At 65.3% G+C, this 15620-nt stretch carries 1 protein-coding gene; it reads right to left on the bottom strand.

Features of this window, described 5'->3' with window-relative positions; all coding sequences use genetic code 11:
- Nucleotides 1–268 precede the first annotated feature (268 nt).
- Nucleotides 269–15373, bottom strand: coding sequence for an autotransporter-associated beta strand repeat-containing protein (locus GGC65_RS20225; protein ID WP_192648799.1), 15105 nt, complete (start codon nt 15371–15373; stop codon nt 269–271).
- Between the last annotated feature and the right edge of the window lie 247 nt (nt 15374–15620).

Here is a 15620-nt window from a genome sequence, read left to right as displayed (position 1 = left end):
TTCCCCCATCAGCCACTTCGCGCCACCCACTACCCGGGACGGCCGAATCGTGATACATAATATCATCTCATTGCTGAACTTCGACTCGGTTGTCCAGAGGGCTTCGCGGATAGCGACAGACATTTCCTCGGAGGCTCAACATGGCCGCTTGCGGTCAGTCAGCTTCTGACGACAACTTGCAAGAAGCGGACGTCAGACGCAAATTGACCTGACGCCCCTCACAATCTCTCAAGGGCTCGCGCGCTTTCCGCCGCCGGATCGACAGCGATCAGAAACGCACGCGGAACCCCGCCGTGCCCTTCAGATTATAGCCCGCGCCGAAGTCGGCGATCGCCGTGTCGCCCGACACCTCGGTATAGAGGGTGAACCGGTCGTCGCCCCAGCTGTAGCTGCCGCCGAGCCCCAGTTCGCCCGACAGGCGGTGGTCGCGATTGACGATCGGCGTTCCCGACACGTCGGCGACAGCGCCGTCGAGCCATTCGTAGCTGAGGTTCATCACCGTGTAGAGGCGCGTGCGGCGGGTATCGCCCGATCGGCCCTTCCAGCTCGTCTGATGATCGATCGCCACGCCCCAGCGTGTCTTCAGGCTCTCGCCGTTCGCCGCCGATACCGACGCATCGGACGGATCGGCGAAGCGGTCGAAATCGACCTTGGCATAGCTCATCTGAATCTGCGGCGTGACCGAAAGATTCCGCCCGATCGACGTCTGCTTGCCGAGTTCGAGGCTGAATGCCTGGCCATCACCCTTGTTACCCAGTGCGAGCGACCCGAGGATGTTCGAGGCCAGATCGCTGTCGAACCAGCTGAGCTTGACCTGACCGTCGACGTAAAAGCCCTTCGGCCCGTACCAGGTCATCGTCGCACCGACGCCATAGCCCTGCGTGTCGATCGTGCCATTGCCGAAGACCGACGTCACCGCGCTGTCCGCCTTGCCATAATGCGCGGTCAGCCCGCCGACGAGCGCGGCGCCGTCGCTGCGCGTCGTCAGCACCGCGTCGAGCCCGAGCTGCGCCTGCCACTGGTCGACCTTGCGGTCGGCGCCGCTGGTCGAAGCCAGTGCTTCAGGACGCTGGCGTTCGGATTCGAACCGTCCCCACAGGCCCGCACCGTCGATCGGCGACGCCGCCCACGACCGGTTGCCCACACGCTGCTGCAGCGTCGGAAGACGGTTCAGCGAATGGAGAGCGCCGACATAGGCCTCGTAAACGGGGACACCCGGCTGATAGAGCGGGCCTTGCGGATTCTCGCCGGCGAGAAGCGCGGAGCGCAGATACCAGTCGCCGTCCTGCGGCGTCGAAACGCCATTCTTGTACAGACGATAGCCATAGGCGCCGACAACCACCGCCTGTTCGCCATCGAACAGATAGTCGCCCTCAAGCGTGAAGTTGCCGTTCGATGCGCCGGCGACGTCGACGATCTTGATCCCCTCGATCGTCTGGTCGCCCAAACCGCCGCGGTTGATTACGGTGACGCGTGTGTTGCCCGACGTGGCGCCATTCACGATCAGACGGTCGGCGGACGAGGCATCGCCGCCGAGTGCGGCCTCGATTTCGAGCACGCCGCCATTGCCGGCATAATCGCCCGCGACGGTCAGCGAACCGATGCCGCTACCCGGTGCGACGACGCCCGCATTGGCGAGGCTCCCGACGCGGCCCGCGCCTTCGAGACGGCCCGCCGCGCCGACGGTCACTGCGCCGCCGAGGCTGCCCTGAACGGCAAGCGTGCCGCCCGCGACCGTCGCACTACCGCCGAAGCCGCTGTTGTCGCCGGTGACAAGCAAGGTGCCCGCGCCATTTTTGGTCAGCGCGCCGGTGCCCGAGAACAGGCCATTGTACGTAAAGACCGTATCGGCGGCGGTCGCGATCGCGCCGCCGCTGGCCACCACAATGTCGCGCACGCTGGTGACGTTGGCGCTCGTCTCGAGTGCGCCGCCGTCGAGCGTCACGTCGCCGCTCGCCGTGCCGAGATTGGCGTCGCTCGAGATGCGCAGCGTACCGCCGACGATCTGCGTGCCGCCGGTGTAGCTGTTCGTGCCGCCGAGCACGAGCGTGCCCGCGTCCGACTTAACGAGCTGCGCCGCGCCGCTGAGCGCCGAATTGATCGTCGCGGTGAAGCCGGCACCCGCAGTGCTGCCGTCGCCGACGCGGATCGTCGCGGTCGCATCGGTCAGGGCAATGCCCCCGCCGGTGATCACATAATCGTTCGCTGCGAACTGCATCCCTGAAGCCGACACCGCGCCGAGGCTGTTGTCGACCGTGACCGTGCCGCCGGTGCCGCCGAAGATCGCGAAGGCGCCGTCGGTATAGCCTGCGTTCACCGCGCCATTCTCGCCGGTCCAATTGTCGTTGCCCGGACTAGCCTGCCACACGCCGGTGCCGCCGTTGATCACGCCATTATTCTTCGGGCCGCCAGCGCCGTCCCAGAAATTGAGCGTCAGCCCCGCCGAATTGACCAGATTGACCTGCCCCGCAATCGACGTCTGCACATTCGCGTTGGCGCCCGCCGGCAGCGTGCCGAGCGTGACGCCGTTGTTGGTGAGCGCACCGCCATAGTTGAAAATGCGGTAGACACCGACGTCGAACGCGCCGCCCGCCGGCACCCCGACGTTGAGCACGCCGTCGAGCACCAGATTGCCGCCGACGTTGACGAGATCGTTGAGCGCGCCGCCAACGACGCCGGCGGCGCCGAACTCGAAGTCGAGCTGCGACGTCGCCGACAGCGACAGATTGCCACCGATCGTCAGCGTTCCCGCCGAGCCCGCGCCGGGCGCGAGCGTGGCGTCATTGCCGATCGTGACGTTGCCGCCGATCGTACCCGTACCGCCCAGCGTCGCCCCTGCCAGGACGCTTGTAGACCCGGCGGCTCCCGCGTAATTGCCGTTCACGAACATCGTGCCGTTGGCGACCGTGGCGCCGCCGAAGGTGCCGCTGCCACCGAGCACCAACGTGCCCGCACCGCTCTTGGAGAGGCTGCCGGTGCCCGACAGCGCGCCGGCGAGCGTCAACGTCGTGCCCGCATCGGTGCTAAATCCGCCGGCGCCAATCAGCGCGACGTCGCGCGCCGATGAGAAGCTCGCCGTCGTATGCAGCGTACCACCATCGAAACGGATCGCCCCGACCGCCGCACCGAGATTGGCGTCGGTGCCGATCTGCAGCTTGCCGCCATTGATTGACGTGCCGCCGGTGTAGCTGTTGCTGCCCGTGAGGACGAGCGTCCCCGCATCGGTCTTGACCAGCCCCGCTGCGCCCCCCAGTTCGGCATCGATCGTCGCGACGTAGGCCGCGCCCGCCGCGGTGCCGTCACCGACACGGATCACCGCCTGCGCGCCATCCAGCGTCAGCGCATTGCCGATGATACGGTAACCGTCCGAGGCGAACTGCATGCCCGACGCCGATATCGCGCCAAGGCTGTTGTCGATCGTCACCGTTCCGGCGGTGCCTGAGAAGATGGCAAAAGCGCCGTCATCGTAGCCCGCGTTGACCGCACCCGTGATGTCGGCCCAATTGTCGTTGCCCGTGCTGTTCTGCCAGACGCCGTCGCCGCCGTTCACCACATTGTCGAACTTCGGCCCGGCCGCGCCGTCCCAGAAGTTGAGCGTCGCAGACCCGGTGTTGATCAGGTTCACTTCGCCGGCGATCGACGTCTGCACCTGCGCATTGGCGCCCGTGGGCATCGTCCCGAGGGTGAGGCCGTTATCGGTCAGCGACCCATCATAGTTGATGATGCGATAGAGGCCGATGTCGAATGCGCCACCCGCGGGCACCGCCACGTCGAGCGTGCCGTCGAGAACAAGGTCGCCGCCGACGTTGACGACGTCGTTGAGCGGACCGCCAACATCGTTCGCGCGGCCGAACTCGAAGCCGAGCTCCGCGCCGGCAGCGAGCGAGAGATTGCCGTTGATCGTCAGCGTACCCGGAGCACCCGCGCCCGGGGCGAGCGTGGCGCCGCTGTTGACCAACACATTGCCGCCGATGATGCCCGTCCCGCCCAGCGTCGCGCCTGCGCCGACGTTGGTCGCGCCCGTCGCAGCCGACTGGTCTCCATTGACGAGCAAGGTGCCGGCACTGACGCTGGTCGTCCCGCTATAGCTGTTGCTGCCGGTCAGGATCGTGGTGCCCGAACCATTTTGGTCGACCGCACCGCTGCCCGAAATCACGCCCCCGAAAGTATGGGTGTCGGCGCGGCTGAAGACGAGCAGGCCATTGTTGACGACGTCGCCGGCGATCGAGCCCGAGGCGCCTCCATCGCCGAGTTGCAGCGTACCCGCCGAGATGGTCGTGCCGCCCGTGAAGAGATGGTCGCCGGTGAGGATCGTCCTTCCCGGACCCATTTGCTCGAGCGAACCGCCGCCCGAAATCAGTCCGGCAAAGACCACATCGTCCGACCGGCTGAACGCCAGGACGCCGTCGTTGACGACATCGCCGGCGATCGCACCGCTGGTCCCGCCGCCGCCGATCTCGAGGCGTCCGGCGCGGATCACCGTATCGCCGGCGTAGACATTGTCCGCCGTCAGGACGAGCGTGCCCGCGCCATCTTTGGTCAGGCTGCCCGCGCCCGAAACGACACCCGCGAGCGTCAGGCCTGCATCGGTCAGGAAGGTCGCATCGCCGGCGAGGTCGACCGTGCGGTTCGAAACGATTGCGGCGGTCGTGTGCAGCGTGCCGCCGCCGAACGACAGTCCGCCCGCCGCATCGCCAAGGTTGGCGTCGGACGAAATGCGGAGGGTGCCGCCGTTGATCGCGGTGCCGCCGGCATAGCTGTTGGTGCCCGACAGGACGAGCGTGCCCGCATCGGTTTTGACCAGCATCGCCGTACCCGTCAGGTCGGCGCCGATGGTCGCGGTATAGCCCGCACTCGCGGAGCTGCCGTCGCCGACCCGGACGAGCGCCTGCGCCCCCGTCAGCGTCAGCGCGTCGCCGGTGACAATATAGCCGTCGCTGGCGAATTGCATGCCCGAGGCGAGAACCGCACCGCCGCTGTTGTCGATCGTGACTGTGCCCGGTGCCGCCGCGAAGACCGCGAAGCTGTCCTGCGCATAATCGGCATTAATCGTGCCGTTCGCATCGGTCCAGTTGTTCGCGCCGCCCGCGACGCGCCACACGCCATCGCCGCCATTGAGCGCGCCATTATGCTTGGGTCCAGCGGCGCCATCCCAGAAGCTGAACGCCAACCCCATCGAATTGACGAGGTTCACCTGTCCGGCGACCGACGTCTGGACCTCGACGCCGGCCGTGCCGCCGGGAAGCGTGCCCAGCGTCAGCCCATTGTCGACCAGCGCGCCGCCATAGTTGAACACGCGGTAGACGCCGGGGCCAAAGCTGCCCCCCGCCGGAACCGTGACATTGATCGTACCGTCGAGCGTCAGGTCGCCGCCGACATCGACCAGATCGTTGAGCGCGCCGCCCGGGACATCGGCCTGACCGAACTCGTAGTTCAGGATCGAACCGCTGGCGAGCGACAGATTGCCGTTGATCGTCAGCGTGCCGACGCTTTCGCCGGGCGCAAGCGTAGCACCATTCTGCACATCGACATCGCCGCCGATGATCCCGTTGCCGCCAAGCGTGGCGCCCGAGAAGACCGTCGTCAGGCCGGTGGCGGCCGACTGGTCGCCGCTGACGAGCAGCGTGCCTGCGTTGACGAGGGTTGCACCGGCATAGCTGCTGGCGCCGGTCAGCGTCAGCGTGCCGAGGCCATCCTTGGTCAGACCGCCTGCGCCGGCGAAGCGCGGCGAAATGCCGATGTCATGGCCGTCGGTGTCGATGAAGCCGCCGTTCGCGCCGAGCGCAATATCGCGTACGCCAAAGCCGGTGAAGAAGTTGTCATTATCGTCCGTCGCGCGCAGCGCGCCGCCGTCGAGCGAGAAGTTGACGGTGCCGAGACCGCCACCGATCTGGCTGGTTTCGACAACGCCGCGATTGCCCGCCGTTCCCGTAATGGTGACGGTTCCGCTGGAACCCGCAGCGACGCCGAGCGCGAAGCCGCCCTCGGCCCGGACGAGCCCGCCGTTTTCGATCGTGAGCGAGCCGGCGCCGTCGTTGCCGACGGTCATCGAAAAGTCGGTGATCAGCCAGTTCGAACCCGCGCCGGTAACTGTGACACTGCCGGTGTTGTTCGCGCCGATATAGCCTTGGTTGCTCGTGACGCTCGCGCCGTTTTCGATCCGCATCGTGCCGGCGCCGAAGCTGCCGACACTCAGCTGCACGTCATTGATCCAGGAACTGCCTCGACCCGAAACGACGACGTCGCCCTGTCCGGAAGCACCAACAACCCCGTCGTTGCTCCTCACCATGGCGCCGCCCTCGATCCGCAAGCTGCCGGTGCCGGTGCCGGACTGGCCGACATTGATACGTCCGCTGCTTTCCCACGACGAGCCCGGGCCCGTCACCAGAACCTCGCCGACGCTGCCATCGTCGAGACCGATGGAACCACCGGTGCTGAATACTTTGCCGCCATCGGCGATGTTCAGCGTGCCGGTGCCGCTGTAACCAACGATCAGATCGCCGACCGTCCAGGTCGAGGCATTGCCGCCGCCGTCGCTGCCGGTGACTGTGACGCTCCCTTCGTTGCCCGCATCGGGTCCAATAAATCCGTTCGCGCTGGTCAGCGTGCCGCCATCGGCAAGCCGCAGGTCCCCGTCGCGAGCATAGACGTCGCCCGCGATGCTGTTTGCACCGGTGAGTATGAGGGTGCCAAGGTCCGTCTTTACGAAGTCGCCCACGCCCGTCAGGTTCGATGCGATTGTCGCCGTATAGGCCGCCCCGTTCATAGTCCCGTCGCCGACACGAATGATCGATTCCGGTGCGACCAGGGCGATGTCTTCCCCGGTGATGATATAGTCGTCGCTAGCGAATTGCATCCCCGACGCTGTGACGGTCCCGAGAGTGGTATCGACGGTAACCGTGCCGCCGACGCCGGAGAAGACAGCAAAGGCATCATCGGTGAAGGGCGCATTGGCCGAACCGTCAAATTCGGTCCAGTTGTCGTTTCCGCCGCTGGCCTGCCACAAGCCGTCTCCGCCGGTGATCACGCCGTCATTCTTGCCCCCGTTGACGCCATCCCAGAAGCGCATCGTGAGGCCGGTCGTGTTCACCAGATTGACCTGGTTCGCAACCGAAGTCTGAACAAAATAAGCCGGATCGGCCGTGAGTCCGTTGTTGGTCAGCGTGCCGCCATAGTTGATGACACGGTAGACGCCCGGATCGAAACTGCCCCCCGAGGTCACTGACACATTGAGCGTACCGTCGAGCGTCAGGTCGCCGCCGACCTCGATCAGATCGTTGAGCGCGCCGCCCACGACATTCGCCTGACCGAAGTCGACGTTGAGCGTCGCCGCCGGTGCCAGGCTGAGATTGCCCGCGATTGTCAGCTGGCCCGGAATCCCACCGATATCGCCGGGATTGAGGTTGCCATCGAGAAGCGCGAAATTGCCGCCGATCGTGCCGGTGCCGCCCAGCGTACCGCCCGTCGCGACGTTGACGAGGCTCACCGCGTCGCCGAGGATACCGTCGACCAACAACGTGCCGCCCGCGACCGAGGTCGTGCCGGTATAGGCTGAGCTGTCGCCGGTCAGGCGCGTCGTGCCTGCCGCATGCTTGATCGTGCCAGCCCCCGAGATGGCGTTAGCGAAACCATGGTCAGTGCCGGTGTGATTGAAGTTCAGCTCGCCGGCGCCGGGCCCGAAGGTGATGCCGCCATTCAGGAAGCCCGCAGCCGCCGCAGCGCCGCCCTCAACCCCGCCGATATTGATCGTGCCGCTCGTCCCCGCATCTTCGGCAATCGAAATGCCCGTGCCGCCGGTTACTTGCGCGCCGTCGGCGATCGTCAGGATTCCGTTGCCGGTGGTCGTGCCGACCGAAAGGAGGCCCGTGGTCGCGAAGCTCGATCCCGTGCCCGAGACGAGCGCGTTCGCGCCCTGCGCGACCGTTCCGATGCTCGCCGTAGCAAAGCTCGCAGCGCCGCCGTCGAGTACCGAGAACTGGCCGTTGCGCATGATGAAAATGCCGCTGCCGGTCCAGTTCGATCCGGCACCGGTGATGGTAACGATCGAGGGGGTCGTGTTACCCGAGAGCGAGCCGATCACGGCAAGCTGCCCCGAACGCAAGCTGCCGCCGTTGCTGATCGTGATCGTCGAGCGCGACGCCGTGCCGGTTGCCGCCTGCAAATGGCCGCCGCCAAGATCGACGAGCGATCCGGCGCCGGAAATATTGAGGTCCGCCGATCCGGTGCCGGTCAGGGTACGAAGCTGCATGCCGATACCGCTGGTGGTCCGGATGACCCCGCCGTTCGTTACATTGATCGTGGCGCCATTCGCGCTCGTCACCACGCCGTTAACTCGTGTCGTGATGAGTGTCGAACCGATGCCCGAAACGGCTAACACACTGCCCTGGGCGGTCACGGTTCCGGTGGTCGCGACCGTATTTCCCGCATTGATGCGAAGCTCGCTGTCGGGCTGGGCGGTGATATTTCCGCCGAAATTGCTGTTGCCGGTGAGCGTCAATATCCCGCCGTCGACAGAAACCGAGCCCGAGCCGGAGAAGGCGCCGCCATAGCTATGGCTGTCGGACCTGTCAAAGCTGACCGCGGTGCCGGCATCGAGCGCGATATCGCCGGCGATCGAGCCGCTGGTGGCGCCATCGCCGATCCGCATTCCGCCCTGCGCGATTGTCGTGAGCCCCGTGTGCGCCGCATCGCCGGTGATGATCAGCATGCCGATCCCGGTCTTGGTCAGCGCGCCCGCACCGCTGGTGTCGCCTGCGAGCGTCAGCGTCGTACCCGCATTGAAGGCGGTCGCGACGTCGATCGTGCCGCTGCCGGTGAAGTCGATATCGCGGTTCGTGACGATCGGGGCGATCACTTGCAACGTGCCGCCATCGAAGCTGATGTCGCCTGCCGCATCGCCCAGATTGACATCGCTCGTGATCTGGAGAAGACCGCCGTTGATCGCGGTGCCGCCGGTGTAGCTGTTGGTGCCGTTCAGGGCCAGCGTGCCCGCGTCGGTCTTGACCAGTCGGCTCGCGCCGGTGAGATTGGCATTGATCGTCGCGACATAACCCGCGCCCGCTGCCGTGCCATCGCCAACGCGGATGATCGCATCGGGATCGACCAGCGTGATCGGTCCGCCACCCACCAGATAACCACCCGTCGCAAATTGCATGCCCGCCGCGGTGACCGCGCCGCCGCTGTTGTCGACCGTTACCGTGCCCGGCGCTCCCGCGAAAATCGCGAAGGTCCCGTCGGCATAGGCCGCGTTGACCGCGCCATCGGCGCCCGTCCAGTTGTTGTCGGCACCGCCGAGGTGCCAGCTGCCGTTACCGCCGTTGACCACATTGTTGAACTTGGGTCCGCCGGCGCCGTCCCAGAAGCTGAGCGACAGGCCGTCGCTATTGATCAGGTTCACCTGCCCCGCGACCGAGGTCTGAACAGTGACATTGCTTCCCGGCGGCATCGAGCCCAGCGCGAGCCCGTTGTCGGTGAGCGAGCCGGCATAGTTGAACACGCGATAGAGGCCGCCGCCGAAATTGCCGCCGGTTGACACATTGACGTTGATCGTGCCGTCGAGCGTCAGGTTGCCGCCCACATTGATCAGATCGTTGAGCGGACCACCCGCGACATCGGCCTGACCGAATTCGAAGTTCAGCACCGAACCGGCCGTGAGAGACAGATCGCCATTGATGTTGAGCGTGCCAGGGCTGTTGCCCGGCGCAAGGATGCCGCCGTTCAGCACATTGACGCTGCCGCCGATCGTCCCGCTGCCCCCAAGCGTCGCGCCTGACGCAACGGTCACGAGGCCCGTCGCCGCCGACTGATCGCCGTTGATGCGAAGCGTCCCGGCGTTGACGTTGGTCGCGCCGGCATAGCTGTTGTTGCCGCTGAGCGTCAGGATGCCCGTGCCCGTTTTGCCGAGACTGCCCGCGCCCGAGATCAGGCCGCCGAGCGCAAAGTTCGTTCCGGCATCGGTCAGTAACGTGCCGCCGCCGGTGAGGTTGGTGTTCCGCGCACTGGCAAAGGATGCGGTCGTTCGAAGGGTGCCGCCAGAGAAGGCAAGGCCGCCCGTCGCCGCGCCGAGATTGGCGTCGGCCGACACCTGCAAGGTACCGCCGAGGATAGAGGTGCCGCCGGCGTAGCTGTTGATGCCCGATAGCACCGTCGTGCCGCTGCCGAACTGGCGCACCGCGCCGCTGCCGGAGATGAGGCCGTTGAAATTGACGAGGTCCGAACGATTGAAGACCAGCAGCCCGTTGTCGACGATGTCGCCGACGATGCTGCCCGTCGTCCCGCCATTGCCGAGCTGGAGCGTGCCCGCGTCGATCGTCGTGCCGCCGGTGTAGCTGTTGGTGCCGGTGAGGACCGTCGTCCCCGCCCCCGTCTGCCGCAGCGATCCGGTGCCGACAATCTGCCCGCCATAGGCGAGCAGGTCGCTGCGATTGAAGCCGAGCGTGCCGAAATTGTTGACGAGCGCACTCGCGATCGAACCTGTGGCACCGCCGCCGCCGATGAACAGCGTTCCAGCGTTGACGTTGGTCGATCCGGTATAGCTGTGATTGCCGGTGAGGACCCAGGTGCCGCTGTCGTTTTTCGCGAGCGTCGTAACGCCAGTGCCGGCGTTGCCGATCGAGCCGGCCAGCGTGTTATTACCCGTGTTGGTGCCGCCCAGTGCGATAGTGCGTGCCTGGTTGCTGCCCTGCAGCGTCACCGGTCCGGTATCGGTGAAGACGATAGCCCCCGTGCCCGACGATTCGATGAAGGTGACGCCCTGCGACAGGGTAAACAGGCGGTTCGTTGTATCGCCGCTACCGGTATAGCGCAGCGTCGAACCATTGCCGATGATAAGGTTGGATGCCAGTTTCGACGACGCGCCGATGCTGCTTGCCAGACCGCCGTCGGTAAGCTTGTCGACGCCGAGAACGCCGCCGCTGATCGTCGTGACGCCGGTATAGGTGCTGCCCGCGTTAGTCAGAATCCAGATGCCCGCATCGGTCTTGGTCAGGTTCGTAACGCCGATGCCGTTGTTAGTAAGCTGTGCGCCCAGGATATTATTCGCCGTGCTCGTGCCGCCGAGCGTCAGCGTCTGCGCCGTGTTCGCATTGGCGAAGGTCAGCGGACCGGCGTGGGTGAATTCGATCGCCCCGGCGCCCGAAGCATCGAGCTTGCTTGCCGCCGAGGCGCCGAGCGTGAACTGGCGGTTCGTGCTTCCGCCCGTGCCGACATATTGTAGTGTACCGCCGCTGATGACAAGGTTGCTCGCCGCCGACGAGGACGATCCGATCGAACTGCTCGCGCCGCCGTCGTCAAGGCAGGCGACCGAAAGGATGCCCTGATTGATGACGGTCGTTCCGCTGTAACTGCTCGAACAGCCCGTCAGTTGCTGGAAAGCCCCGCCGGTCTTAATGAGCCCGCCGCTGCCCGAGATCGCACCGCCGAAAGTGGCCGCGGCGCTGCCGCCGTTGGTGATCGTCAGCGTCGCGCCATCAAGCGCGATGTTCCCGCCCAGCACACCACCGCCGGTCAGGTTGAGGACAGAGTTGTCATAGCCGTCAAGGTCGAGCAGGACGCCCGCCGTGTTGTCGAGCGATACGCCGCCGGCACCCAAAGCGCTGGTCGACCCGACACGAACCGTACCGTTGATTACGCGCAGATTGCCGGTCGAGCTGTTTGTTCCCGACAGGAGCAACGTTCCTGCGCCAGTCTTCGCGAGATGGCGGCCGCCGGTGATCGCACCCGAGAATTCAAGCGTCGTACCGGCATCGACGACGTTGATAGCGCCGTCGCCAGTAAGGGTGAAGCCGCGATCGGTCGCAACACTGGCGCCCGTATAAACGAGCGAGCCGTTCGTGAAGACCAGGTTCGACCCGGCAGCCGACGAGGCGCCGATGCCGCTCGCCTGTCCGCCGTTTGCGATACAGTCGATCGAAACCGCCCCGCCGATCGTCGTGACGCCGGTGTAGTCGTTGTTGCAGCCGCTGAACGTCTGGGTAAGGCCGCCGATACGCGTATAGCCGCCCGTACCGGTTATGCGGCCTGTGAAGACACCGCCGCCGCCGCCCGTCGTCAGCGTCCGCCCGCCAAGATCGATCAACCCGTCGCCGATAACCGCCGCGGCACTGATGTTGAACCCGCCGAGATCCAGCGTCGCGCCGCTGTTTACCGTGATGTAGCGGCCTCCGGCGCCAAAGGCGCGCGCCGAGCCCGCGCGCAAGACGCCAGCATTGACTACCGTATCGCCCGCGTAGGTGTTCGTGCCGCTGAGGACAAGCGTACCTGCGCCATCCTTGAAGAAGGACCCGGCACCGGTGGCAATGCCGCCGACCGTCAACGTCGTTCCTGCATTGGCGACATCGATACCGCCCTGCCCAGCCGCCAGCGTAAAGCCGCGGTCGATCGTCACCGTGCCGCCGGTATATTGCAACTTCGCGCCGTTGCTCATGACGAGGTTGGCCGAATCGCTGCTCGCAGCGCCGATGCCGCTCGCCACACCGCCGTTCGACAGGGTATTGACCGAGAGCGTGCTCGATCCCGCCGCCGACGATTGGGTGATCGTCGTGACGCCCACATAATCATTGGCGGCATTCGACAGAACGAGCGTGCCCCAGCCCGTCTTGGTCAGGCCCGCATCATCGGGGCTGGTGACGAGCCCCGAAAACTCGACACTTCGTCCCGTATCGACCTGAATCGCGCGCTCGGCACCGCCGTTGACGAGCGTCATGCCGCGATTGGAGACCACGTCGACGCCGCCGGTATAGGCCAACGTACCGCTCTCGAGGATGAGGTTCGCCGCATCGGCGCTCGACGCACCGATGCTGCTCGCGACGCCGCCATTGGCGAGCGACGCGACTTCGAGGCGCCCGCCGCTCAGCGTCGTGCCGCCGGTGTAGCTGTTCGCGGCGTTCAGCCGCGCCGTACCGCCACCGCTCTTGGCGAAGCTCGTCGCGCCGCTATTGTTCACGATCGTCGAGTTTATGATGAGCACGCCCGTGCCGTTTTGCTGGACGCCGAGCGTTCCGCCGCCGCTGCTGCCGGTCAGGAATCCGCCGCTGATGGTCTGGTTGGTGCCCAATGTGCTGGGCGCAACGATGATCGTGCCGTCGATTCCGAGCGTGTTTCCGGCGCCGATGCCGATGCCGGAATTGGCGGCGGCCGTGTAACGCAATCCGCCGAGCTGCACAGTGCCTGTGACCGTGCCGAAAAAGGGCGAATTTGCGGTGCCTGCGGTATCGCTGATGATATCGCCGTTCGCCCATGTGCCCGCGTCGTCCTTGGTGGTATAGTCGCTGGCGTCGAAGGCGACGATGCCGCCGCCGATAACCTTCGCATAGTCCGATCCGTTGATCGTCGCCCAGCCGCCGAGAACGCCGTCGGCGTTGCTCGTCGTGATCGCCCCGCCCGTGGGCAGCACGAAATTGACAAGCCCGCCCGCGCGGGTGATTGCGCCGAGGTTGAGATTGAGGATTCCGCCCGCGCCGCTGATCGCGCGAACCGTGTTTCCGCCCGCAACGACGGTCAGTCCACTGAATGTCTGGTTATTCGTTTCGCCCGTCGCACCGAGTACGTCCAGCGAACCGCCGGACAAAATCAACGGCGATGATCCCGAGATGATATTATCTGAGGGGCTCGTCGCAGCGGAAAAATCCAGCGCGAGCCTGCCGCCGCCGACTTGCGTGGGACCAGCATAAATGTTCGAGCCTGTCAGGGTTAGCGTTCCGGCTCCCAGTTTGGTAAGACCGCCGGTACCCGTAATGCTACCGCCATAGGACTGGCTGGTCGCCGCGCGAACGGTCAGCGTGTTCCCGCCAAGGGCGACGATGCCACCTGTTCCCGAAAGCGAGGAGGCGGGCAGGTCAAAGCCTCCGAGGTCCAGCGTTCCGCCGTTTACGATCAGCCCCGCAGTTGCACCGAAGGCAGACGCTCCGCCAGCTCGGAGCGTTCCGCTATTCACGGTCGTCGTCCCGGTGAACGTGTTTGCACCGTTCAACGTCCACGTCCCCGAGCCATTGCTGACCAAGCCGCCCGTGCCCGATATTATCCCCGAGACAAGGTTCGTGCCGCCGAAGCTGCCGCCCAAGGTCAGGCTGTCGGCGGGGCCAGCCGGATTGAACGCGATCCCGCCGCTCAGCGAAAGCCCACCCGTACCATTATTCAGGATGCTGTTGATGCCGTTCAAGGACCAGACGCGATTGCTGGTGGAGCCGGCGCCGAGATAGCTCAGGACGCCGTTGCCCATTACGATATTCGTCCCCGCGCCAAGCGAACTGGCGGCGCCGATATTCGCGAGTGTCGTGATCCTGACGAGTCCCGCAATCGACGCGTTCCCCGTGAACGTGTTCGCTCCTTCCACGAGGACCGCATTACCGGCCGCGCCGTTGAATCCGAAATTGCCGCCGCTCAGCGTGCCGAGCAATTCAATGTCCGCGGTGTCGGCAAGAAAGCTGCCTCCGGTCGAAACATCGACATTCCCCGTGATCGAGAGTGTCCCCGACCCCTGGTTGCGAACATTGGCCGCCTCGCCGTTGAGATCCCAATTCCGGTTCGAGCTGTCGCCGTCTCCAATGTAGATCAGATTATCGGAATATTGGCTCGACTGGTTGAAGACGATCGTACCGTTAATCACGGTCGTCGGCGCGCCAAGTGAACTCGTCTCCCCGAGGTTCCCGATTGAGGTAAAGGATGTCGAGCAAACGCCGTTGCATCCGCTGAAGATCGTCTGGCCGGTGTAACTATTCGCGTCGTTGCTCAGCGTGACACCGGTCGTGGTCGTCACGACCCGGCCATTCCCCTTGATCAAGGCAGACCCAGCGCCGGGGCGTTCCAGGTTCAGTGTGCCACCGTCACCGATCGTTACGGTGCGGTTTGTCGGTCCGCCAAAAATCGCGAGCCGGACCGAGGCTCCCGCCGCGGTGAAGATGTTGTTCGCCGTGTTTCCCAAGGCAGCATCGCTGCCGGCATAAATAGCGCCCTGGTTGAGTTGAATGTCGCCCGTGAAGCTGTTGGCGCCGTTGAGGATCAGCCCACCCGCACCAGTCTTGACCAGCCCCGCTGTTCCCCGCAACTCGTTGTTGATGGTCGCGTTGCCGCTATTGGTCGTAATCGTCGAATTGGGGCCGCCCAGCGTGATCGCGCTGCCGTTCAGCACATAGGCTGCCGAACTGAAGGTTATGTTGCCTACCGTCACGGGCACGCCGACGGTCACAGTCCCCGCGGTACCGCCGAAGATCGCAGTGTCGAGATCGCCATTGACCCAAGGTTCGACGAAAGGCCCGCTGACGCCATCGCCGTTGGGGCTCCAGTTGAGATTGGCAAGATTCCAGGTGCCGGTGCCGCCCGAGCCTACCGCGGTGCCATTGGCATCCCAGTAGCGATCCTCTGCGTGCGCGCTCATGGGCACGCATGCGAGCACTGCGGCAAGCGAAGCGCCGCAGAGAAGTCGCCGCGAACGAACGCGTGCGCTCCGTTCGATTCGACGGATCATGCGGTTATCGACCATGGGTTATCCTTGAACGCAAAAATGCCCGCCGGGCAGGCGAGCTGGGAAGGTTGGTAAGCGGATATTCAAATTGATCGGGCGTCCGGCAGGGCCGCGCAACGTACGGACGATCGAGGACGGCGGACAAATCGCGACCTTTGAT

The organism is Sphingopyxis sp. OAS728 (genome assembly GCF_014873485.1).
Taxonomy (GTDB): Bacteria; Pseudomonadota; Alphaproteobacteria; order Sphingomonadales; family Sphingomonadaceae; genus Sphingopyxis.
The sequence above is the reverse complement of the archived record's forward strand: the minus strand, read 5'-3'. Positions and strand labels throughout refer to the sequence as shown.

What these genes read in the sequence shown, in the direction of transcription:
- GGC65_RS20225 (WP_192648799.1), bottom strand. Translation starts at nt 15,373, where the DNA reads ATGAGCGCGCACGCAGAGGATCGCTACTGGGATGCCAATGGCACCGCG.